This is a genomic window from Occultella glacieicola (assembly GCF_004353825.1).
In the GTDB taxonomy this organism is placed as follows: domain Bacteria; phylum Actinomycetota; class Actinomycetes; order Actinomycetales; family Beutenbergiaceae; genus Occultella; species Occultella glacieicola.
This window is the reverse complement of record NZ_SMNA01000003.1, coordinates 219,059-241,082: the sequence shown is the minus strand read 5'-3', so window position 1 is coordinate 241,082 and position 22,024 is coordinate 219,059. Positions and strand designations below refer to the sequence as shown.

Here is a 22,024-nt window from a genome sequence, read left to right as displayed (position 1 = left end):
GTCCGGCGGACCGGCCGCGGCGTAGCGTCCACGAGGTGAGCGCGTCCGACCCGATTGCCGACCGGCGACCACCTCCGTGGTTGCCGCGCGCACTGGTCCAGGTGGTCCTGGCGGCGATCCTCGCGGTGGTCGCGTTCCGGGTGCTCGGCTCGCTCCGGGGGGTCATCTCCACCGTGGTGATCGCGTTCATCCTCGCGCTCGCCATGGAACCGGCAGTCAACGGGCTTGTCCGGCACCGGTGGCGCCGGGGTCCGGCCACGGCGACGGTGATGCTGGGCGGGCTCGTCGCCGTGGTGGCGCTCGTCGCCGTCTTCGGGAACCTGTTCGTGACGCAACTGGGGCAACTGCTCACCGCCCTCGACGACGCCCTGGTCGCGTTCCGGGCGAACCTGGACCCGGCTCTGGCGGGCCGGATCCCGGATCGGCAGGCGATCGTGACCGAGGCCCTGGAGCGGTACGGCGCCGATCTCGCCAGCGGGATCCTCGGCGTCGGAGGGGTCCTGGCCGCCGGCTTCCTCACCGCGACCGGGGTGCTGCTGATCGCGTTCTACATGCTGGCGGCGGGGCCGCGGCTGCGGATCGCGATCTGCCGGCCGTTGGAGCCGATCCGGCAGGCCCGGGTGCTGGCCATGTGGGCCATCGCCCAGGAGAAGCTCTCCGGGTTCATCGGCTCCCGGGTGGTGCTGGCGCTCGTCTCGGCCACCTGCACCTCGATCTTCCTCGGGCTGATCGGCATCGGCTACGCGCTTCCGCTCGGGCTGTTCGTGGGCATCGTCTCCCAGTTCGTCCCGACCGTGGGCACCTACATCGCCGGCGCCCTGCCCGTCGCGGTGGCCGGCGCGCAGTCGATCGGGCTGGGCCTGGCGGTGCTGGCCTGGATCATCGCCTACCAACAGTTCGAGAACCTGATCCTCTCCCCGCGGGTCTCCTCGAGGGCCCTGGAGATCAACCCGGCCGTGTCCTTCGTCGCCGTCATCGCCTTCGGTGCCGTGCTCGGCCCCATCGGTGCGTTCGTCGGCCTGCCCCTCGCGGCGACCGCACAGGCGGTGATCTCGACCTACCTGCGCCGGCACGAGCTCATCGACTCGGCCCTGCTGCGCGACGACCCGGTCGCCCGTCGGCGGCGTGGCGGCCCGCCGGCCGGCCCTGAGCAGCCGGACCCGGGTGCAGCGCCCCCGACCGCGGCGACGGCATGAGCGGGCCGAGATGACGGAGGAGCCGACCCGCCTGCGTCGCCTCCTGCGGCTGCCGCGCTGGAAGGACCTGCGCACCGACATCGTCGCCGGCCTGCCCGGGGCGATCTCGTCGGTTCCGGACGGCATGGCCTCGGGGGTGCTCGCCGGCGTCAACCCCGTCCACGGCCTGTACGCGAGTTTCGCCGGTCCGCTCGCTGGCGGGATGACCGCCAGCACCAGGCTGATGGTGATCACGACGACCAGTGCGGCGGCGCTCGCGGCCGGTTCCGCGATCGCGACCGTGCCGGAGGGCCAGCGGGCGGACGCGATCATCTGGCTGACCCTGATCGCCGGCGCCCTGATGGTCGCGGCCGGGCTGGCGCGGCTGGGCCGGTACACCCGGTTCGTCTCGCACTCGGTCATGACCGGGTTCCTCACCGGCGTCTCGGTGAACATCATCTTCGGGCAGCTACCGGACCTGGCGGGTGCCGACGCGTCCGGCCCGGTGGCGTTGCTCAAGGCGTGGGACCTGATCAGCCACCCCGGGCGCATCGATCCCACGTCACTGGTGATCGGCCTGTCCGCCCTGGTGCTGCTGGTCGTGCTGGCGAAGGGGCGCCTGGCGACGGTCAGCTCACTGATCGCGCTGGTCCTGCCGACGGCCGCGGTCGCGATCCTCGGGCTCGAGGTCGCCGACGTGTCCGACGTCGGCGCGATCCCCACAGGTCTGCCGCTGCCTCAGATCCCGGCCCCCGGGGCGTTCTCCCTCGGCCTCGTCGGCGGGGCGTTCGCGGTCGTCGCCATCGTGCTCGTCCAGGGCGCCGGCGTGGCCGAATCGGCACCCAACCCGTCCGGGCGGCGCTCGAATGCCAACCGCGACTTCGGCGCCCAGGGATGGGGGAACGTGGCATCCGCGGCCTTCGGCGGTATGCCCGTGGGCGGATCGGTGGGACAGACCGCGATCAACGTTGCGGCCGGGGCCAGGACCCACTGGGCGGCCGTCTTCTCGGGCGTCTGGATGCTGGTCATCCTGGTGCTGTTCGCCGGGCTCGTAGGACGGGTCGCGATGCCGACGCTCGCAGCGATCCTGATCTTCGCGGCCATCGGCTCGTTGAACCCGGCCCGGATCCGCACGATCTGGAGCGCCGGGCCGAGCTCTCAGATCGCGCTCACAGCGACGTTCGTGGCCACCCTCGCCCTACCCGTCGTGATCGCCGTCGGGATCGGGGTGGCGCTCTCCCTGCTCGTCCAGCTCAACCAGGAGGCCGTGGATCTGAAGGTGGTGCGGCTGGTGCCGGACGAGCAGGGCCACCTCGTCGAGCGTCCCGCGCCCGAGGCCCTCGCCGCCCGTGACGTCGTGGTCCTGGACATCTACGGCAGCCTGTTCTACGCCGGGGCGCGCACCCTGCAGGCCCGCCTGCCGGACCCCGCGGTGGCGACCGGCGCGGCCGTCGTGCTGCGGCTGCGGGGCCGGAGCACCCTCGGCGTCACCTTCTTCACGGTGGTCGCCGACTACGCCCGTCGTCTGGAGGGCACCGGCGGCCGGCTCTACCTCAGCGGCCTGAGCGAGGACCTCGTCAACTATTGGGACACCGAGCGCCTCAGCGGGGTCGGCGCCGCGCTCGAGGTGTTCCCGGCCACCGATGTCATCGGGGAGTCCACGCTGCATGCCCTGGAGGCGGCGACGAGCCGGCGCGTGCGACACCGCCCCGAGGCCGAGGGCCGGGACGAGACCGGCGACCGACCGGAGGCGGGCGGCGGCCCGGAGTCCGGCGGCGCCTGATCGGTCAGCCGGTCCCACCGTCCACCGTGCGGATCTCCCGGACGGCCAGGCCCTCGTGCGTCAGGGCGCGCAGGATCCCGACCAGGGCGGCCACGTCGGGAACCCGGCACTCCAGGATCGTGTCCCGGCCCGCGATGGCGACCGAGATGTCACCCAGGTCGGCCAGACGGTCGGGGTCGACGCTCCCACGGACTCGGATCTCGTAGCGCACCACAACCTCCTCCGGGACCTCTCGACATCAGCACCCAGCCTCGCCCGCGCCCGTCGCGTCCGCCTCACGCGTTCCGGACGAAGGGCGCATCACATCGGCGTCCCATCCCCGACGAGTTCACCCGCCAGGGATGAGGCGCCACCCGCGGCTTGCTCCGCACGATGGTGGAGCACCGACCGGGTTCGAGGAGTTCGTGCCGGTCCACCACCAGAAGGAGACATGCAGTATGGCAACGCTGAGCGTTTGGAAGTTCGACACCGCTGAGGGCGCCGATGCCGCGTCCGTGGCCCTGGGGGACCTGTCGAAGCAGGGGCTGATCACGATCGGCGACACCGCGACCGTGTCCTGGGAGGCCGGCAAGAAGAAGCCGAAGACGCGTCAGGGACTGAACACGGCCGGTGTGGGGGCTCTGGGTGGTGGGTTCTGGGGGCTGCTGTTCGGGCTGATCTTCTTCGTGCCGTTCCTCGGCGCGGCGATCGGTGCCGGGATCGGGGCACTCACCGGGGCGCTCACCGACGTCGGCATCGATGACGAGTTCATCGGGTCGGTCCGCGATCAGGTCGTGCCCGGCACGTCCGCCCTGTTCCTGATGTCCGAGAACGCAGTGGTGGACAAGGTCAAGGACAACCTGCAGGCCCGGGGCATCCGGGGCACCCTGATCCAGTCGAACCTCAGCAACGAGCAGGAGGCCAAACTGCGCGAGGCGTTCTCCGAGGAGGACTGAGCAGACCGTGCAGGACGTCGCCGGGGCCGGGCCCATCATGACGTGGGTCGTGGTGGGTCTGGTCCTCCTGGCCCTGGCGGGTATCGCGATCGGCACCGCGGCCCGTCGTTCCGGGCGCGCGGTGCGCTGGCACGACGAGGCCAACACCCTCGCGGACCAGGGTGCCGAGGTCGTGGACGCCGTGCGGATCTGGGGCCAGCACGTCGGCGCTGCCGGCCCCGAGGTGTGGTCCGACCTGGAGCACCGCACGGACACCCTGACCAGGTCCGCTCAGGCGCTGCGCGATCGGGCCACGACCGTGCGGCCGCGGGAGCTGGCCGAACAGGCCGCCACCACGACCGGTTCCCTGCGTCGGCGGATGACCGCCTACGCGGCTGCCCAGGCGGACGGTTCGCCGTCCGCCGCCCGGACCGAGCTCCTCGCCGCCGCCGACGAACTGGACCGGGCCCTGGCAGCGCTGCGGACGGCGGTGTAGTCGGCCGGCGGCCGGTCAGGATCGGGCGTACCGGTCCGCGGCGAACCGCAGCCACCACCCGAACGTCCCGTCCGGTCCGATCCGGGGCACCTCGCCGGGCTCGGCGAGCGAGACCGCCAGGTCGGAGTTGCGCCCGATCAAGGGCTCGATGCCGATCGACCGGTATGGCCCGGTGGCGGGCCAGCCGCGCAGGTTCCGCCAGACCATCAGGGAGCAGTGACCGCTGTCCGTGTCGCGGTCCGTGCCCCAGGTGAGCCGGAGTCGGTGGTCGGCGTCGGTCACCGTCACCGCACGGGCGCCCTCGACGACGATGCCGACGGCAGAGCCGTCGTCGGGACCGAGGTGCTCCACCGGCGTCGCCGAGTCGGTCGCTCCGGTGGTCCGCCGTCGCCCCGCGGCCGCCCAGGTCGCGGCGGGGGACAGGTCCAGCAGCGCGTGCGCCGCGTGGTGGAACACCGTGCCGGGTTCGCCGGTGACCAGGTAGCGGGCCGTGACGGCGCCGTCGCTCACCTCGATCCGCCGGTGCAACCTGCCCGACGGCGTCGCGACCGCCAGGTACCCGGCGTCGCCGTGGTCGGGGTCGGGGTCGGCACGATCGTCGGGCCCGACCGCCCAGGGACGGCTCCAGGCGTGCCCGTGGTCAGGGCTGCCGTTGATGGTCGGGAAGCACTCCTCGAGGCCGCCGGCGTCGACGAACGCCTGCCCGGGCCGGACCTCGGTGCGGGCCGCGGCGACGCCGGGGTCGGGGTTCGTCCAGAGCCACTCCCGGGTCGGCGTGCGCAGGCTCGTCCACCGGCCGCCGTGGGCCGGATCGACCTTGACCGTCAACGGTTCGGGGTGCCAGTCGGGCGTGCTCGGGGCGGTCACCGCCCCAACGTAGCGGGAAGATCGGGCGGGACCGATCGCCACCGCTTGTGGCATTGTGAGCGGGCCAGACCGAGCGCAACGACATCGGGGGATTCGCATGAGGTCGAGGTCCTGGGGCAGGCGATCGCGCGCCGTGGCAGCGCTGACGGGCGCCGCGGCCCTGGCGCTCGCAGGCTGTACGGACGGCGGCGGGTCCGAGCCACCGGACGAGCCAACGCAGGAGATCACGACCGACGAGCCCACCGAGGCGCCCACCCCGGAGGAACCGACCGCGGATCCGCACGCGATCGCAAGCGTCGATCTCGGGGCGATGACCTGGACGCTGGACCCGTCCCCGCTGTCCTGGCCCCTGAACCCGCCGGCCGAGGTCGAGCTCGCCGACGGCACCGGCACCGTCGAGGGGTGGACCTACGAGTTGCGTGAGGTCGTCTACGCCGATGCCGACGGCGATGGCGACGACGACGCACTCGCGGCTCTGTTCGTCATGACCGGCAACGAGACCGCGACCCAGTACTACGCCTGGGAATGGGACGAGGGCGCCGAGCAGGCCGTGCAGCTCGTCGACGTCGTGGCCCAGTCCGGCGCCTGCCGGGACGCCGTGTCGGTCGTCGAGCCGGCCGACTCCGGGTTCGCGATCTCGGAGACCCTCACCGCGAGCGAGAACGTGGTGGACTGCGTGGACGGCGGCGCCACGCATGACCGCACCCGGGTGGTCGGCATCGCCGACGGCGCACCCGTGCGGGTCGACGGACCCGGCGGGTGGGGCGGCACCTGCGGCTTCCCCGCCTCGGAGATCCTCCGCGACGCGGACGCGGGGCAGCAGGCACCGTCCGGGGTCTCGGCGGCACCGGGCGGCGCCGTGGCCGCCGAGTCCGGCGACCTGACCGGGCTGGCGGTTCTCGGGGCGAGCCCGTCGGGTGGCGACCCGATCGTTCGGGACGGCTGGAACCAGGTGGGCTACGCCGTCGAGGGCAGCCCGGACTCCGATCAACTGCGAATCTGGCTGTGCGGCTGGGTCCAGTTCGACGGCCCATGAGCCCGGCGGCCCAGTGCCGGTGGCCTTGACCACGCCGACGGTGCGGCGTCAGGCTGGGGCAGCCGATCCGATCAGAGGAGACCGATCATGAGCGAACCGACGTCCGCGCCGCTGAACACCGTGACCTGGTGGGAACTGCCGGTCACCGACCTGGAGCAGGCCAAGGCCTTCTACGGCGCCGTGCTCGGCTGGACGTTCACCCCGTTCGGCGAGGGCTACGAAGGGATCCTGAACGGTGCCGACCTGATCGGCGGACTCTGGCAGGCTCCCGAGCTCGCCACCGCGGACGGCATCCGCGTCTACGTCAACGTGGCCGACCTGGAGGCCACGCTCGCTGCCGCCGAGGCCGCCGGCGGCACCGTGCGCAACGCCCGGGAGGAGGTCGGCGGGGACATGGGCTGGTGGGCCCAGATCGTCGACCCCGGTGGCCGGCTCGTCGGCCTGTGCACCGACAACCCGGCGACCTGAGCACCGGTCACTTGCTGGTCCCCACCATCAGGCCGGAGACGAACTGCTTCTGGAAGATGAAGAACACGATCGCCGTCGGCACCGCGGCCATGATCGAACCCGCCGCCACCACGTTCCACTGGCTCACGAACCCGCCCTGCAGGTTCAGCAGCGCCGCCGTGATCGGGAAGTTCGTCTCGGTGCGCAGCACCGTCATCGCCCAGATCAGGTCGTTGAAGATCCACGTGGTGGCGAGCGCGGTCAGGGCCGCAAGCGAGGGACGGCACAGCGGCAGCACGATCTGGGCGTAGATGCGGATCGGACCGGCACCGTCGATCCGGGCCGCCTCGAACACCTCGTCCGGCAGCGAGCGCATGAACCCGTGCAGCACGAACGTGTAGAACCCGAGCCCGAAGCCGACCTGCACGACGATCAGCGCGAGCAGCGTGTCGTAGATGCCCAGGCCCTCCGCGATCTTCGAGACCGGGATGAGCAGGATCTGCGGGGGCAGCAGGTTGCCCGCGAGCATGACCAGCAGGATCGCGTTCCGCAGCGGGATCCGGTACCGGCTCAGCGCGTAGGCGGCCATCGACGCCAGGAACAGGGACGCGACCACCGCGAACACGGTCACGATCACGCTGTTGCGCAGAGAGCCGGCGATCCCACCCGCGGACAGCGCCGTGGCGAACCCCTCCAGGCTGAGCGACGCGGGCAGCGCGGACAGGCCACGGGAGACGAGGTCGTCGAACGAGCGGAACGCGACGACCAGGACGAACACCATCGGGGTGATCCAGGCCAGCGTGAACGGGATCATGAAGACGTGGAACCACGGCGACCGGGAGCCGATCGCCCGACGGCGGCGGCGGGCCCGGTCCTTCGCCGCACCGGGGTCCGGGGCGGGTCGGGCGAGCGGGGTGGTGGCGGTACTCATGTCAGTCCTCCTGCCGGATCGAACGGACCAGGTAGGTGATGATGAACACGATCGCGAGAGCGAAGATGACCACCGCGATCGCCGAGCCGTAGCCGAGGTTCACCAGGGTGAAGCCCTGCTCGAACATGTAGGTGCTCAGCAGCTGGGTGCTGTTGTAGGGGCCGCCGCGGGTCATCGCCCAGACGATGTCGAACGTGCGCAGCGAGTCGATCACGGTGACCGCGAACACCACGGCATTCACGCCCCTCAGCTGCGGCATCACGATCGAGAAGAACCGCTGACGCCGGTTCGCGCCGTCCATCGCGGCGGCTTCCTCGAGGGCCGGGTCCACGCCCTTCAGACCGGCCAGATAGAGCACCATGATGTAGCCGACCTGGCGCCACACGGCGGCGATCAGCACCGCGTACAGGGCCACGTCCGGGTCGGCGAGCCACTGGCGCTCCCAGGACCCGAGGCCGACCGCTCCCAGGGCCGTGTTCACCAGACCCGCGGGCTGGTACATGACCCGCCAGAACAGGCCGGTGACCGCGAGGGAGAACACCATCGGCAGGTAGATGGCGCTGCGGTAGATCCCGATGCCCCGGCCGGGCCGGTTCAGCAGCACGGCCAGGGTCAGGCCGCCGAGCACCGAGAGCCCACCGAACCCGACCACCCAGATCACGTTGTTGCGCAACGCGGTCCGGAAGATCGGGTCGTTCCAGAGGTCCACGTAGTTGCCCAGGCCCACCGGCTCGGCCGCGCCGATGCCGTTCCACCGGGTCAGCGACAGCGAGAACGAGTTCAGGGCCGGCCAGAACACCCAGAACACCTCGGCGGCCAGCGGGATCAGCAGGAACAGCCACACCACCCACGGGACCCGCCGGAGCACCGAGCGCCCCCGTGGGGCAGGACCGGCGGGCACGGCCGGCCCGGCCGGCCCTGCCGGCCCTGCGGGACCGGCGGGTCCGGCCGACCCGACCACTGCGGCGCCCGGCGAACTCACTGGTTCCAGACCTGCTCGGCGGCGGCCTGCCAGCCCGCGAGGATGCCCGGAATGTCCGAGGGGTCGGCCAGGAACCGGGTGAGCGCGTCATCGGCGGTGCTCTGCAGGGCGTCGGAGGAGTCCCGGTTGAAGAACTGGGTGATCTCCTCGGTGTTCTCGAGCAGTTCGATGCCCTTCTGGACCAGCGGGGTGAAACCGGAGCTGTCCACGTCCGGGCTGGTCGGCAGGTTCGAGGATGCCGACTCGGAGATGAACTGCTGCTGCGCCTCGGCGGAGGCCAGGTAGCTCAGCAGCGCCTTCGTGCCCTCGAGGTTGGCGGTGTTCGCACTCGCGAAGTAGCCGTCGGTGGGCGCCTCCTCGGCACTGGGCACGTCCTCGTTGATCGGCGGCACCGAGAAGAAGTCGATGTCGTCCTGCTGGTCCTCGGGGAAGAACTGGGTGACGAACGCCCCGATCAGGTACATGGCCGAGGAGTTCTGGATCATTGGGGTGACGGCCTCCTGGTGGGAGTAGGAGGCCATGTTCGGGTCGAAGTAGGGGATCAGCTTGGCGTACTCGGTGAGCACGGCCTCCACCTCGGGGTCGGTGAACGCATGCTCGCCCGCCAGGAGTTCGCGGTGGTAGGTCGCGCCGTTGATGCGCAGGTTCAGGTAGTCGAACCAGCCGGAGGCCATCCACGGGGTGGATCCGATCCCGTTGGCGAGCGGGCTCACGCCCTGGCCCTTGAGGGTCTCGCAGAGGGCGAGGAAGTCGTCCCAGGTCTCCGGGACGCTCACGCCCCATTGCTCGAACGCGGACTTCTTGTAGAAGATCGACCACCAGTAGTAGTTCGTGGGCACGAAGATCTGGGTGCCGTCCTCCGCCGTGGACAGCGACTTCAGGGCCTCGGAGAACCCGGCGCACGCGCCGTCACCGGTCCACAGGTCGGAGACGTCCAGGAGCAGCCCCTCGGCGGCGTAGTCGCGCGCCACCGACCCGGCGTACCAGGTGAGCACGTCGGGCGGGTTGTTCGAGGTCAGGTACGTCGACAGTTGCGCCCGGAACTGCTCGATCGCGACCGTGTTCAGGGTGACGTCGCCGTCGTAGGCGGCCACCACCTGTTCCAGGGCCGCCTTCGGCGCCGGGTCGGACAGCGACGACTGCAGCGTCACCGCAGCGCCGGCGCCGGAGGAACCGTCGTCGCCGGAACCGCCGGTCTCATCATCGGACCCACCGCCGGAGCCGATGCAGGCGGTCAGCAGCCCGCCGGTGCCCAGGGCGGTGGCGCCGAGCAGGAAACCTCGGCGGGTGAAGTGGGATGTGGTGCTCATCTCAGAACCTCCGGTGCGCCGTCGTTGGCGCTGATTAGGGGTGGCCGGCCGGTCGGTCGAACCAGTGAGGGTGCTGTGTCGTGATCGGTGGGTGACTCGTGGTGCGCTGTGGACTTCTCGGTGCTGGGTCTCAGCCGGTGAAGAGGGCGTTCGCCTCCCTCTGCAGGGACACGTCTTCCCACATCGGGTGCTGCGGTGCCGCGTTGGAGCAGACGATCGATCCCCAGGCGCCGACCCGTGCCGACTCCGTCATCGCGAACCGGCAGATCTGGGCGCCGACCGGACCCTCCTCGAACGTTCCGTGCAGCGGGGTGTACCCGACCCAGCCCTCCCCGAAGACCAGCGGCAGCCCGCGCCGCCGGGCGTGGTCGGCGGCCACCTCGAGCCAGAGCGTCAGTTTCTGGCCCATCGCCAGCCGGTGTTCGCCGTAGTGGTCGTAGAGCCAGCGGTCGATCGTGGCTGCGTCGGCCCAGTCGTGTACGTAGATCTCCGGCTTGGCGACGATCATCGCGTCGAGGCGCCACGCGTGTTCGGGCGGCAGCCCCCAGTCGCGCAGGTCCGGGGCGCCCGGGCGGAGCAGGTCGGCCCGGGCGGCCTCCTGCGGGAAGTCCTCGATCGGGCCGCGCATGCCGTAGGTCTCGATCAGCGCCTCCAGTACCCCGTAGATGTAGGGATGCAGGACCAGCACGTCCAGGTTCTCCGGGATGGACCGCATCACCGCGACCGGCACGTGGGCGTAGTTCACGGTGACCGGTACCTCCGGCTGGAGCTCGTGGAAGGCGGCCAGGCCACGTTCGAGCCGGGGCGTCAGGGCGATGATCGCGTCGTCGCCGGTGGCGGGCTCACCGTCGAGGAGCAGGCCCGCGGTCAGGTGGCCGATCTGGACCTCGTTGTGCAACTCGACGAAGGCGATCCGGTCGGCCAGGTCGCGGGAGGCCAGGAGGTCGACCAGGGCCGCGTGTGCGCGGGCGAGTTCGACCGCCCGGTCCTCGGGATCGATGGCGTGCAGGGCCCGGTACCAGTCGGGGTCCGCGGCGAACGCCGGGCTCTGCTGGTACTCCCACGAGGAGACGATCACGAAGCAGTCGTGGCGCTTCGCGGCCCGGAACAGCTCGAGCAGGTGCTCACGGGCGTCGATGGTGGTCTCGGCGCCGACGTCGTACCAGCGCACCTGCTGGGCGTAGCCACCGCCGAGCGGTCCCAGCCGCAGTTCGGTGGTGTCCAGGCCGGAGCCGAACAGCAGGTACGGCATCGCGCAGATCCGGATCGTGTTGTAGCCGCGTTCGACGGCCCCGGCGAACGCGGCGTCGAGGTCGGCGAACGGCTCGCCGGCGCCGGTGCGCACGAACCAGGAGAAGTCCCAGAGCGTGATCGTGAGCTTCTCGGGGAGGTGGGCCGGCCTGGGTACCGGGTGGTAGGTCTCGGTCACGGTCGAGCTCCTTCGGTGGCGGTGCTGAGCAGGTCGTGGGCGTCGGGATGGTCCGGCACGTCGCGGAGCAGGCGTTGCAACCGCCCGACGGCGGATGTCTCGTTCTGCGCGAGCAGGTCCAGTTGGGCGCGCAGGAACTCCAGGCGCTGGTGCTTGCGCAGGTCCAGGTCGGGGGTGAACAGCAGGAGCTGGGGCAAGGAGGTGGCGAAGTAGTCGATCCGGGCCGGGGTGCCGGCCTCCTCCTCGACGTAGCCGGCCAGGTCCGCGGTCAGCTGCTCCGCCTCGGCCGGTCGGTCGAGCCGGCGCAGCGCCAGGATCGAGTGGTAGGTCGCCTCGCTGTGCCGGGAGGCGCTCATCGTGCGGAAGTCGCCGACCTGGGCCGCGGCGAGCGCCCACGCCCGCCGCGCCGCGGGGGCGTCTGCGGCGGCGCTCGCGGCGTCGCCGGCGAGCAGGTGGAGTCCGGCCGTGGTGGCGAGCGGGTGCCGGGCCTCGCCGAGTCCGGCGGGGGAGTCGAGGGCACCGGCGATCAGCGTCGCGGCGGCAGTGGCTTCGCCAGCGGCCAGGGCCCGCCGGGCCAGCACGGTGCTGGCGCGCTCCCAGGCCCGCAGCACCTCGCCCTCGCCACCCTCCCAGGGCTGGAACCCACGACCGGCGAGCAGGTCGTACGCCTCGTCGGCGCGGCCGGAGGTGATCAGGAGGTTGGCGAGGACGACGGTCAGGTCGTCGCGCTCGGTGACCAGATCGCGGGCGGACTCCAGGGTGGCCAGGCGGTGCGCCGGGTCGACGGCCCGGCGCCGGTCCAGCTGGTCGCTCTCGAACAGGAGCCGGGCGTGCCCGGGAGCGAGCGTGCGGGCCCGGTCGTAGGCAGCCCGGGCGCCGTCGAGGTCGCCGCGGAGGTTCACCAGGGCCAGGCCGAGGTTGCGGTGCACCACCGGGTCCGTCGGGTCCGCGGCGACCGACGCCTGCCACGCCTCGAGGGCGTCCGTGGTGCGGCCCATCGCGTACAGCCAGTGGCCCAGGAGGGCCAGCGCGGTCGGCTGCCCGGGATGGCGGGCGAGCGTGCGGGTGAGCATGACGGCGTCGAGCAGGCGGCCCGGGAAGCACCAGGCCCGCGAGGAGGAATCTGCGGCGTCGAGGTCGCGACGTTCGGCGTCGGTGTCCCCGCGCGCGGCGTGGATCCCGGCGCGGTGCAGGTGCAGCAGCGGGGCCGCGGCGGGCTGCCCGGGCACCCGGTCGTGGTCACGGTCCAGGGCCACGCCGAGGACCCGTAGTGCCTCGTCGAGGGCGCCGATGCCGGCGTACTCGAGGGCGACGTCGAGGCAGGTCTGGGCGTCGCAGGTGAGATCCGCCCCGGCGACGTCGCGGGTCCACCAGTGCAACGGGTCGAGCGAGGTGACGGCCGCCACCTCGGCGAGGCCCGCCTCGGCGTCGCCCGGGTCATGCACGGGGACGCCCGTCGTCGGCCGTCCCCGGTCGCCGAGGAGGCGGGCCCGCAGGGTGCGGGCCTGCAGGTGCTCGGGCTCGGTGCGCAGCACGTCGGCGAGCCGGTGCAGCGCCGCCGGCGTCCGGCCCGCGGCCGCGTCGAGGCGAGCCATCTGGTAGCCGGCCGGTGCCCGCCACGGCCGGTTCCAGGAGGCCCGGCCGAACGAGTCGTAGGCCTCCTGGCCGCGTCCGGACAGGGCCAGCACGAGACCCAGGTGATAGAGCGCGGTCGCGTCCGGGGCGGTCGGGTGGAACTCCGTCAGCCGCGCGACGGCCGCGCGCAGGTGATCCTCCGCGTCCGCCAGCGCCGCCTGCCGTAGCCGCCGGATGCCGACGGCGGTGTGGGCGGCCGCGTTGCCGGGGTCGCGGCGCAGTGCCTCCGCCCAGTACGGCTCCGGGGAGCGGGTGGCGTGCCGGTACTGCTCCAGGTGCCCGGCGATGTCGAGGAGCTCCTCCACGCTCGCCACCTCCCCGGGTGCCTCGGGCTCGCGCGCGGCGACGGCCGCGAACTCGTCCGCCGCCACGTCCGGTCCCGCACTCGTCTCCGGCCGCGGGCGGGTGTACTCGACGAGTACGACGCCACCCTGGACCACCCGGGCCCCGAGACCCTGGGCGGCGACGCCGTCGGGCAGGTCTGCCTGCCAGAGCGCGGGCGTGCCGGGATCGATGTCGGTGACGGTCTCCGCGACGACGCGACCGTCGCCGTCGAGCAGTTCGATACGACACCCGGGTCGGAGGCCCGTGGTGACGACGCCGACCCGAGCACCACCGGGGGTGACGTCGATACGGACCGCGGCCTCCGCCGTCGCCCGGTCGGCCGGGCCGATCGCGGGCAGCGGATACCAGCACTGCTCGAACACCTTCGTCTCACCGGGGGCGAGGAAGGCGAAGTCGGGCTGGTTGTCCGTGAACACCCCGGCCATCAGCTCCACGTAGGCGGAGTCGTCGTCGGCCAGGTTGCGGCCCCAGGCCCGACCGAACGCCGAGTTGCCCCAGGTCCACTGCTTCTTGCCGACCGCGAGCTGGCGGTCGGCCACGTGCGCGAAGCCCATGCCGGCGGCGTGGTCGTAGCCGCCGAAGAAGTCCTCGGCGCTGTGGGTGACCATGTAGGACGTCGGGACCGGGATGTTCTCCCACCAGTCGATCCGGTCGCCGGTGACGACCTCTCCGTCGGCGGTGGTGAACGTGCGGTCGCTGCGGGACGGGTAGTCGATGTCGTAGTAGGGGCGGTCGGCGGCCGGGAAGGCGGTGACCGCCCGCTTGGCGTGGTCGGCGACGACGTGGACGTCCTCGGGGAAGAACGACTGGTAGTCGGCGTCGGCACGGGCCGCCACGTTCGCCCACCACAGGAAGGTCTGGGTGAGCGGAGTGCGGTTGTAGAGCCGGACCCGCAGCTCGATGGCGGAGCGGCCCGGCCGCAGCCGGATCCCGTGCATGCCCTTCATCCGCTCGAACGGGTCATGGTCGGAGCACCACACGGTGATCGACCCGTCCGCCTCGTGCTCGATCTCGACGTCGGTGGGCAGGAAGGTCGCGGGCCGGTGGTGCTGGGGCCAGTTCAGCTCGATGCCGCCGGCGATCCAGGGGCCGGCCAGACCCACCAGGGCCGGCTTGATCACGGGGTTCCCGTAGAACAGGTCGTGCCCGGTGGTGCGGTCGATCGCCAGGTGGACGCGGCCGCCGAGCTCGGGGAGCACGAGGAGCCGGATCCACTCGTTCTCCAGGTGCACGGCATCCCAGTCGTGCGCGCGCGGCTGCGAGGCGATCCGATCGTGGAACGGCAGCGGGTAGACCCGCCCGGACGAGCCCTGGTAGACGCGGGAGTCGAGGTAGGCGGGCAGGTCGGACGGCGGCGCCGGCAGGTAGGTGCGCATGGTCAGGGGTTCGCGCCAGACGGCGACGGCGGCGCCAGCCTGGTCGGCGGGGCGGTCCGGGAGTTCGAGCAGCGGCTCGGCTGTGAGCATGACTCGACGGTAGGCAGGCCGGGGCCGGTGTGGGAATGTCGGATCGGCCGGAGTTCCTGGACGATTCGATGACGACTCGGTGGGAGGCTTGCCCCATGGCGACGTACACGAGGGACGGTTTCCCGGGGCAGCGGATGCGGGTGCTGCCGCGTCCGCTGGTCGGTTCGGCCCTGCGAGCCGGGCTCACGGAGCGGCTGCTGGCCACCGATGCCGGGTACTTCCCGCACGCCGCCAACCATGGGCGCTCCCGGCCGAAGGGTGCGCCCGAGGCCGTGGTCCTGGTGTGCATCGAGGGCCGTGGCTGGTGCGATGTCGGCGGCTCGACCGAGGCGATCGGGGTCGGTCAGGCCCTCGTGCTGGCGCCCGGCACGCCGCACCTGTACCGCGCCGACCGTGACGATCCCTGGACGCTGTGGTGGTTCCACGCCGCCGGGTCCGATGTGCCGGCCCTGCTCGGCCCGATCACCGGCCGGGCCGGTCATGCGGTCGTCGACCTGCACGATCCCACGCGGGTGGTGCACACGGTGGAACAGGTGGTCCAGGCGCTCGAGCGGGACGAGACCCGGCCGGTCCTGATGGCCGCGGCCGGTGCCGCCTGGAACGCGCTCGCGCAGATCGGGGCCGACCGCCTCGCGGGCCCCCGCAGCGACGCCGGTCCGGTCCAGCGGGCGCGCGAGTACCTGCTCGAACACCTCGACGCCCCCGTGCGGGTGCCCGAGGTGGCAGCCCACGTGGGCCTGAGCGCCTCACACCTCGCGGCGCTGTTCCGGCGCGCCACCGGCGGCGGTGTGTTGGAGTACGTCAAGAGCATCCGGATGGCCCGAGCCCGGGTGCTGCTGATGACCACCAGCCTCACCGTGGCCGAGGTGGCCCGCGAGGTCGGGTACCCGGACGCGTTCTACTTCTCCCGGCAGTTCCGGGCCGTGAGTGGCTCGAGCCCGTCCCAGTTCCGGAAGGCGTCCCGGGCCGACCACGTGGTGTGAGGGCCTCGGTCTGCGTCCGGATCCATGCATCGCCAGCAACCACACGTGTCGATGTTCGACAAGTGTTGAACATGGTTCCAGGCTGCGTGCTATGTCGCAGAGCACCGTGGGTTTCCGCCCCTCCGCCGAGGAACGACGACTCCTGGAGGATCTCGCCCGCCGGGGAATCTCCACCAGTGACGTGCTTCGGCGCGGCCTGCACCTGGTGGCACACGAGCACTGGTTGGATCAGGCCCGTTCGGACTCCGAGACGCTGCGCTCGGAGAATCTGAACGACGAACCGGATGCCTGGTGATCCGTGGCGCCGTCTGTCGGGTCGACCTCGGTGCGCCGCGTGGTTACGAGCAAGGCGGTCGCAGACTCGGCCTCGTGCTCTCGCCTTCTCAGATGAACTGGTCGGTCGCGACCATCGTGCCCACGTCGACGAGCGCCGGCCCGGCGACGTTCCGCCCGGAACTCCTGATCGACGGTCGGCAGACCCTGCTGCTCGTCGACCAGATCCGGACGGTGGACACCGACTATCTCGTCGGTGAGCCCGTCTGACCACGACGACATGACCCTGGTCGAGCAGGCGGTGATCCACTACCTCGGACTCGTGTGATCCGGGCGCGGCGGTCGCGTGCTGCGCATCGCCGTCGATCCTCGGCCCTCGTCACCGGTCCTGGCCGGGTCAGCGCCGAATCGTCACGCTGACGCAGGTGTCGCCGTCGAAGTTCAAGGTGGCGCCCTGGAGGTGCTGGAGGGCTGGTCCCCAGCCGGCGTGGTCGCCATCCGGTGCTGCCGCGACGAGCACGGGTTCGATCGAACCTCCCGATGAGACCACCAGCGCCATCCCGCCCCGATCGACCCGCCCGACGGCCCGGAGCCAGTGCGCCAGGTGCGTCTGCGCGACGCCCCGGAGGGACCTGCTCGACTCCAGGAGGTCGGCGTATCGCTCGAAGGGGCGTTCCCAGCGCCACTGGTCGTGGTGTTCGACGACGCCGGTGAGGTATCCCGACGGCCAGGGGACCATCTCGTCCACTGCGTAACCCATCGCGATAGCGGTCTCGACATGGCGCCGGTCGGGACCGGTCAGGACATAGCCGGCCTCGGGAAGAGACTCGCCGTGGTGCCGAGCCCGCCTGACGCCCTCAGCGGAGAGCACGGACCCGGCCCCGCGCGCCGGTCCCTTCTTCGTCAGTGCATGGCGGCGCACCTCGAGAGTTCGCATCACCGGTAACGGCCGGTGGAGAGGTCCAGGAGCACGAGGTCGTTGCCGAACGGGTCGGTGACCACGGCCAGCCGCCCGACCGGGATCTCGGTGACCGGCCGGCGCACGGTGGCGCCGGCCGCGACGAGGCTGTTCACGGCCGTCGGAACGGCGTCGACGAGCCAGGCGGGCGCGTAGGGCGCGGTGGCGGTCAGGACGAGCTCGGTCTCGGTGTCCGGGAGCCGGAGGCCGGCCTGCCCGGTGGTCTCGTCGCGCCAGAGCAGCTCGTGGCCGAGGGAGTTCGCGTAGAACGCGAGGCCGGTGTCCAGGTCGGGGACGGGGATCGTCACGCAGTCGACGGCGCGGAGCACCGGCTCAGGGTCCATCCGGCCAGTATCCGCCTCACCCCGCCCGGAAGAACAGGTAGCAGGCGTAGCAGGCGATCCCCAGCCAGGCGAGGCCGTTCGTCGTGCTGCGACGGGCTCGCAGACCCCAGGAGACCGCCACTGCGGACACCAGCAGCCAGCACAGTGAGCTGGCCCACCGGGTGACGAAGCCCGAGAAGCCGCCTCCGTCCGAGTCGGGCGTGGCGACGGCGAACAGCACCGCGAGCGCGAGCGCGATCACTCCGAGGGTCAGGCCGACGGCCAACCGGTGCCGGTGAGCGAACCGCTGGATGGGCGGGAGGTCCTTCTTGTCCGGCTCAGCCTCCGCCGGCTCATCGGCCTCCGCCTGCCGATCGGGGGTGTCCGCGCCCTGCGCGCCGTCCGGTTGGCCGGCCCCGGCCGACCCTTCGTCGACGGAACCGGCCCCGACCACACCCGGGCCGCCGTCGGCCGGGTCCTTCCCGGTCGCGACGACCGCACCGTTGGCACCCACCACAGGCTCGGGGGGAAGGTCCCCGCTCCGCTCGTGGCCGGGGCGGCCATGGGTGATGTCCCAGGCGTGGTGGACCAGGTCGTGCAGCAGGTACTGCGCGAGGGTCAGCACCGTGAACACCGAGCCGTTGCTGCGCAGCCCGGAGCGGGTCGCCTGCTCGGGGGTGACCGCGTCGAAGTCGGAGGCCAGCGAGGCGCCGCGGCGCTGCAGTTCCAGGGCGACGTCGTGCGGCTCGAGCTCGCGGTAGCGGCCCTCGAGGGCGGCGGCGTCCTGGTCCCAGTTCGGGAACAGCGGGTCGGTCTGCGTGAGCATCAGGTCCAGACGGCCGGCGAACACCTCGAACACGTCGCGCACATGCGCCGCGTACTCCAGCGTGGACCAGGTGCCCGGGTCGGGCCGCTCGCGCACGTCGGGGCGGCGCAGCACCTCGGGCCAGAGCGGGATCTGCGCCCGGATCGCGCCCGGGACGTCCTCGAGCATGATCGCCCCGGCCTCGAGCCCGCAGTCCGGGCACGGGCGGTCGAGCACCCAGGTCCAGTCCTTGTCGTCTCCCACGATGCCGTTCTCGCTCACGCACACAACCGTAGACGCCCCACCGCGGCCTCACGAACGTGCTGATCTGCGGCTCACGGGCCTGATCCGCCGCAGAACCGCGCGCTCGTGGCGGCTGGTACGCGTGGGGCGGGCGGGTGCCGGCCGCTGGGTAGACTCGCGGCCATGTCCACCATCAATTCCGATGAGGTCGCGCGCCTTGCCGCGCTCGCCCGAATCGACCTCGCTCCCGACGAGATCACCCGCCTCGCCGGTGAGCTCGACGTCATCGTCCAGGCCGTCGCGACCGTGAGCGAGGTGGCCGGCGACGACGTCCCCGCCACCAGCCACCCGATCCCGCTCACGAACGTGCTGCGGGACGACGTGGTCGGGCGGACCCTGCCCGTGGACGAGGTGCTCGCCCAGGCGCCCGCCGCCGAGGAGGGCATGTTCCTGGTGCCGCAGATCCTGGGGGAGGAGCAGTGAGCGACCTCACCCGCGTGACCGCGGCCGAACTCGCCACCAGGCTCGCCGCCGGCGAGGTCTCCAGCGTCGAGGTCACCCAGGCGCACCTGGACCGGATCGGCGCCGTCGACGGCGCCGTGCACGCCTTCCTGCACACGAACACCGACGAGGCGCTCGCCGCCGCGGTCGCGGTGGACACCGCCCGCGCCGCCGGCGAGGACCTGCCCGCACTGGCCGGCGTACCGATCGCAGTCAAGGACGTCGTGGTCACCAAGGGTCAGGTCACCACGGCCGGCTCGAAGATCCTCGAGGGCTGGGTGCCGCCGTACGACGCGACCCTGGTCGAGCGGCTGCGCGCCGCCGGGATGCCGATCCTCGGCAAGACGAACATGGACGAGTTCGCGATGGGCTCCTCCACGGAGCACTCCGCGTACGGGCCCACTCGCAACCCGTGGGATCTGGGGCGGATCCCCGGCGGATCGGGCGGTGGCTCCGCCGCCGCGGTCGCCGCGTTCGAGGCGCCGCTGGCGATCGGCACCGACACCGGCGGCTCGATCCGCCAGCCGGCCGCCGTCACCGGCACCGTGGGCGTCAAGCCCACCTACGGCAGCGTCTCCCGCTACGGGCTGATCGCGCTCGCCTCCAGCTTGGACCAGGCCGGCCCGTGCACCCGCACCGTGCTCGACTCGGCGCTCCTGCACGACGTCATCGGCGGCCACGACCCACGTGACTCGACCTCTCTGAGCGAGCGGGCGCCGTCATACACCGAGGCCGCGAGGGCGGGCGCCACCGGCGACCTGACCGGCCTCAAGGTCGGCGTCGTTACCGAGCTCGGCGGCGAGGGCTACCAGCCTGGCGTCCGCGCCAGCTTCGAGGCGAGCCTGGAGCTGCTCACGAACGCCGGCGCGGAGATCGTGGAGGTCTCCTGCCCGAGCTTCACGGCCGCGCTCGCCGCGTACTACCTGATCCTGCCGTCGGAGGCCTCCTCGAACCTGGCCAAGTTCGACGGCATGCGGTTCGGCCTGCGGGTCGAGCCCACCGAGGGCCCGGTCACGGCCGAGCGGGTGATGGCCGCGACCCGCGGCGCCGGCTTCGGGGACGAGGTCAAGCGCCGCATCATCCTCGGCACCTACGCCCTCTCGGCGGGCTACTACGACGCGTACTACGGCAGCGCCCAGAAGGTCCGCACCCTGATCCAGCGGGACTTCGACGCCGCGTTCGCGCAGGCGGACGTGCTGGTCTCCCCGACGGCGCCGACCACGGCGTTCAAGTTCGGGGACAAGGTCGACGACCCGATGGCGATGTACCTCAACGACGTCGCCACCATCCCGGCGAACCTGGCCGGTGTGCCGGGCCTGTCCCTGCCGAGCGGGCTGTCCGACGACGGCCTGCCGGTCGGGTTCCAGATCCTCGCCCCGGCCCGCGCCGACGAGCGGCTCTACCGTGTCGGCGCCGCCCTGGAATCCCTGCTGCTCGCCCAGTGGGGCGCCCCGCTGCTGTCCCGCGCCCCGGAACTCGAGGTCAACGCATGAGTGTCACCGACGAACTCGTCGACTACGACGACGCGATCGCCCGCTACGACGCCGTCCTCGGCATCGAGGTGCACGTCGAGCTCGGCACCGCCACGAAGATGTTCGACGACGCCCCCGCCTCCTTCGGCGAGGTCCCGAACACCTCGGTCACCCCGGTCTCCCTCGGCCTGCCCGGCGCCCTGCCGGTCGTGAACGGCACCGCCGTGGAGTACGCGATCCGGATCGGCCTGGCCCTGAACTGCCAGATCGCCGAGACCTGCCGGTTCGCCCGGAAGAACTACTTCTACCCGGACGTGCCGAAGAACTTCCAGACCTCCCAGTACGACGAGCCGATCGCGTTCGACGGCCACCTCGACATCGAGCTCGACGACGGCGAGGTCTTCCGCGTGGAGATCGAGCGGGCCCACATGGAGGAGGACGCCGGCAAGAACACGCACGTCGGTGGCGCCACCGGGCGGATCCATGGCGCGGAGTACTCCCTCGTGGACTACAACCGGGCCGGCATCCCGCTCGTGGAGATCGTCACCCGCCCGATCACCGGCGTCGGCACCCGCGGGCCGGAGATCGCCCGGGTGTACGTGCAGACGCTGCGGGACATCTTCCGCTCCCTCGGGGTCTCCGAGGCGCGGATGGAGCGCGGGAACGTGCGCGCGGACGTGAACCTGTCCCTTCGCACATCCCCGGACGTGCCGTTGGGCACCCGCACCGAGACCAAGAACGTGAACTCGTTCCGCTCCATCGAGCGCTCGGTCCGCTACGAGGTGTCGCGGCAGGCCGCGGTGCTCGACGGTGGAGGTTCCGTTCTGCAGGAGACCCGGCACTTCCACGAGGACACCGGTTCGACGTCCTCGGGCCGGGTCAAGTCCGACGCGGACGACTACCGGTACTTCCCCGAGCCCGACCTGGTGCCGCTGGCGCCGCCGCGGGAGTGGATCGAGGAGATCCGAGCGAGCCTGCCGGAGGCGCCGGTCGCGCGCCGGCGCCGGCTGCGCGAGGAGTGGGGCTACGCCGACGCCGAGATGCGCGACGTGGTCAACGCCGGTGCGGTGGAGATCATCGAGACGACCATCGCCGCCGGGGCGTCCCCGGCCGCAGCCCGCAAGTGGTGGATGGGCGAGCTGGCCCGCACCGCCAAGACCGAGGGCGTGGCGCTCGAGGAGCTTCCGGTCACGCCCGAGCAGATCGGGCAGCTGCAGGCTCTCGTGGAGTCCGGTCGGATCAACGACAAGCTGGCCCGGCAGGTCCTCGAGGGCGTGCTCGCCGGCGAGGGGTCCCCGGAGGACGTCGTCACAGCCCGCGGCCTCGAGGTGGTCTCCGACGACGGCCCGCTGCTCGCGGTCATCGACGAGACCCTCGCCGCCCAGCCGGACATCGCCGACAAGATCCGGTCCGGCAACCTCGGCCCGATCGGCGCCGTGATCGGGGCGGTCATGAAGGCCACCCGCGGTCAGGCGGACGCCGGCCGGGTCCGGGAACTGATCATGGAGCGCCTCGGCTGAACCGCGGGCACGCGAGTGCTAGCGTCGGAGGTGAGGCCGAGGCGCGCAGTGGGGCGCGGCCGGGCTCGCCGATGACTGCGATGGGGAGTGCCATGCCGGGTGTCGATTGGGCGGTTCCGACGCTTCCGGG

22 protein-coding genes are annotated in these 22,024 nt (G+C 72.0%); 12 read left to right on the top strand and 10 right to left on the bottom strand.

Annotation, left to right across the window (positions count from 1 at the left end; all coding sequences use genetic code 11):
* Positions 1–35: 35 nt before the first annotated feature.
* Entirely contained in the window at positions 36–1,196 is a 1,161-nt protein-coding gene (locus EXU48_RS06740) for an AI-2E family transporter (protein ID WP_165962711.1), read from the top strand.
* A 10-nt stretch (positions 1,197–1,206) separates the two neighbouring features.
* Entirely contained in the window at positions 1,207–2,958 is a 1,752-nt protein-coding gene (locus EXU48_RS06735; RefSeq protein WP_133106871.1) for a SulP family inorganic anion transporter, read from the top strand.
* Positions 2,959–2,962: 4 nt separating this feature from the next.
* Here EXU48_RS06735 and EXU48_RS06730 read toward each other — a convergent pair whose 3' ends face one another.
* A complete protein-coding gene (locus tag EXU48_RS06730) occupies positions 2,963–3,169 on the bottom strand; it encodes a hypothetical protein (protein ID WP_133106870.1) in 207 nt (68 codons plus the stop codon).
* A 226-nt stretch (positions 3,170–3,395) separates the two neighbouring features.
* Between EXU48_RS06730 and EXU48_RS06725 the strand changes: the two genes are divergently transcribed.
* Both EXU48_RS06725 and EXU48_RS06720 read left to right on the top strand, forming a co-directional pair.
* Positions 3,396–3,893 carry a DUF1269 domain-containing protein gene (locus EXU48_RS06725; RefSeq protein ID WP_133106869.1) on the top strand — a complete coding sequence of 166 codons (498 nt, stop codon included), beginning with the start codon at positions 3,396–3,398 and terminating at the stop codon, positions 3,891–3,893.
* 7 nt (positions 3,894–3,900) lie between these two features.
* On the top strand, positions 3,901–4,368 hold the full coding sequence (locus EXU48_RS06720; RefSeq protein WP_133106868.1) for a hypothetical protein: 468 nt from the start codon (positions 3,901–3,903) through the stop codon (positions 4,366–4,368).
* Between the two features lie 15 nt (positions 4,369–4,383).
* On the opposite strand, the gene EXU48_RS06715 is transcribed toward EXU48_RS06720, so the two are convergent.
* Positions 4,384–5,235 (bottom strand): hypothetical protein, encoded by an 852-nt coding sequence (locus EXU48_RS06715; RefSeq protein ID WP_207947645.1) that lies wholly within the window; start codon positions 5,233–5,235, stop codon positions 4,384–4,386.
* Positions 5,236–5,368: 133 nt separating this feature from the next.
* Between EXU48_RS06715 and EXU48_RS06710 the strand changes: the two genes are divergently transcribed.
* A complete protein-coding gene (locus EXU48_RS06710) occupies positions 5,369–6,271 on the top strand; it encodes a hypothetical protein (RefSeq protein WP_133106867.1) in 903 nt (300 codons plus the stop codon).
* A gap of 87 nt (positions 6,272–6,358) precedes the next feature.
* The gene (locus EXU48_RS06705; RefSeq protein ID WP_133106866.1) at positions 6,359–6,739 is read left to right on the top strand and encodes a VOC family protein; all 381 of its coding nucleotides are present in this window, start codon (positions 6,359–6,361) and stop codon (positions 6,737–6,739) included.
* Positions 6,740–6,746: 7 nt separating this feature from the next.
* Here the strand turns inward: EXU48_RS06705 and EXU48_RS06700 are convergent, their stop codons facing one another.
* From EXU48_RS06700 to EXU48_RS06675, 5 genes are all read right to left on the bottom strand, one after another.
* The gene (locus EXU48_RS06700; protein WP_133106865.1) at positions 6,747–7,649 is read right to left on the bottom strand and encodes a carbohydrate ABC transporter permease; all 903 of its coding nucleotides are present in this window, start codon (positions 7,647–7,649) and stop codon (positions 6,747–6,749) included.
* A 1-nt stretch (position 7,650) separates the two neighbouring features.
* Complete coding sequence (locus tag EXU48_RS06695) at positions 7,651–8,517, bottom strand: carbohydrate ABC transporter permease (protein WP_235856880.1); 867 nt, start codon at positions 8,515–8,517, stop codon at positions 7,651–7,653.
* Between the two features lie 110 nt (positions 8,518–8,627).
* Positions 8,628–9,941 (bottom strand): ABC transporter substrate-binding protein, encoded by a 1,314-nt coding sequence (locus tag EXU48_RS06685; protein WP_133106864.1) that lies wholly within the window; start codon positions 9,939–9,941, stop codon positions 8,628–8,630.
* A gap of 130 nt (positions 9,942–10,071) precedes the next feature.
* Entirely contained in the window at positions 10,072–11,370 is a 1,299-nt protein-coding gene (locus EXU48_RS06680; RefSeq protein ID WP_133106863.1) for a cellulase-like family protein, read from the bottom strand.
* Positions 11,367–14,816, bottom strand: coding sequence for a DUF5107 domain-containing protein (locus EXU48_RS06675; protein WP_133106862.1), 3,450 nt, complete (start codon positions 14,814–14,816; stop codon positions 11,367–11,369). The genes EXU48_RS06680 and EXU48_RS06675 overlap by 4 nt, the downstream gene beginning before the upstream one ends.
* Before the next feature lie 95 nt (positions 14,817–14,911).
* Here EXU48_RS06675 and EXU48_RS06670 point away from each other — a divergent pair, with 95 nt between their 5' ends.
* The 3 genes from EXU48_RS06670 (at position 14,912) to EXU48_RS06660 (ending at position 16,342) form a co-directional block, all read left to right on the top strand.
* Complete coding sequence (locus EXU48_RS06670) at positions 14,912–15,799, top strand: AraC family transcriptional regulator (protein WP_133106861.1); 888 nt, start codon at positions 14,912–14,914, stop codon at positions 15,797–15,799.
* 91 nt (positions 15,800–15,890) lie between these two features.
* Positions 15,891–16,094 carry a ribbon-helix-helix domain-containing protein gene (locus EXU48_RS06665; protein ID WP_133106860.1) on the top strand — a complete coding sequence of 68 codons (204 nt, stop codon included), beginning with the start codon at positions 15,891–15,893 and terminating at the stop codon, positions 16,092–16,094.
* Complete coding sequence (locus tag EXU48_RS06660) at positions 16,091–16,342, top strand: type II toxin-antitoxin system PemK/MazF family toxin (RefSeq protein ID WP_328591629.1); 252 nt, start codon at positions 16,091–16,093, stop codon at positions 16,340–16,342. Before EXU48_RS06665 ends, EXU48_RS06660 begins: the two co-directional genes overlap by 4 nt.
* A gap of 127 nt (positions 16,343–16,469) precedes the next feature.
* On the opposite strand, the gene EXU48_RS06655 is transcribed toward EXU48_RS06660, so the two are convergent.
* The 3 genes from EXU48_RS06655 to EXU48_RS25385 all read right to left on the bottom strand — a co-directional run bounded on the left by EXU48_RS06655 (position 16,470) and on the right by EXU48_RS25385 (position 18,440).
* Positions 16,470–16,832, bottom strand: coding sequence for a hypothetical protein (locus EXU48_RS06655; protein ID WP_165962710.1), 363 nt, complete (start codon positions 16,830–16,832; stop codon positions 16,470–16,472).
* 176 nt (positions 16,833–17,008) lie between these two features.
* Positions 17,009–17,374: a VOC family protein gene (locus EXU48_RS06650; RefSeq protein WP_133106859.1), complete on the bottom strand. Its 366-nt coding sequence runs from the start codon at positions 17,372–17,374 to the stop codon at positions 17,009–17,011.
* Positions 17,375–17,390: 16 nt separating this feature from the next.
* On the bottom strand, positions 17,391–18,440 hold the full coding sequence (locus EXU48_RS25385) for a DinB family protein (protein ID WP_328591628.1): 1,050 nt from the start codon (positions 18,438–18,440) through the stop codon (positions 17,391–17,393).
* Positions 18,441–18,584: 144 nt separating this feature from the next.
* Here EXU48_RS25385 and gatC point away from each other — a divergent pair, with 144 nt between their 5' ends.
* Genes gatC through gatB form a run of 3 tightly spaced genes read left to right on the top strand, consistent with a single transcriptional unit; the run spans position 18,585 to position 21,894 of the window.
* Entirely contained in the window at positions 18,585–18,884 is a 300-nt protein-coding gene (gatC, locus tag EXU48_RS06640) for an Asp-tRNA(Asn)/Glu-tRNA(Gln) amidotransferase subunit GatC (RefSeq protein WP_133106858.1), read from the top strand.
* Positions 18,881–20,395 carry an Asp-tRNA(Asn)/Glu-tRNA(Gln) amidotransferase subunit GatA gene (gene gatA, locus EXU48_RS06635; protein WP_133106857.1) on the top strand — a complete coding sequence of 505 codons (1,515 nt, stop codon included), beginning with the start codon at positions 18,881–18,883 and terminating at the stop codon, positions 20,393–20,395. Before gatC ends, gatA begins: the two co-directional genes overlap by 4 nt.
* Positions 20,392–21,894, top strand: a complete 1,503-nt coding sequence (gene gatB, locus EXU48_RS06630) for an Asp-tRNA(Asn)/Glu-tRNA(Gln) amidotransferase subunit GatB (RefSeq protein ID WP_133106856.1) — start codon at positions 20,392–20,394, stop codon at positions 21,892–21,894. Before gatA ends, gatB begins: the two co-directional genes overlap by 4 nt.
* The last annotated feature ends 130 nt before the right edge of the window (positions 21,895–22,024 follow it).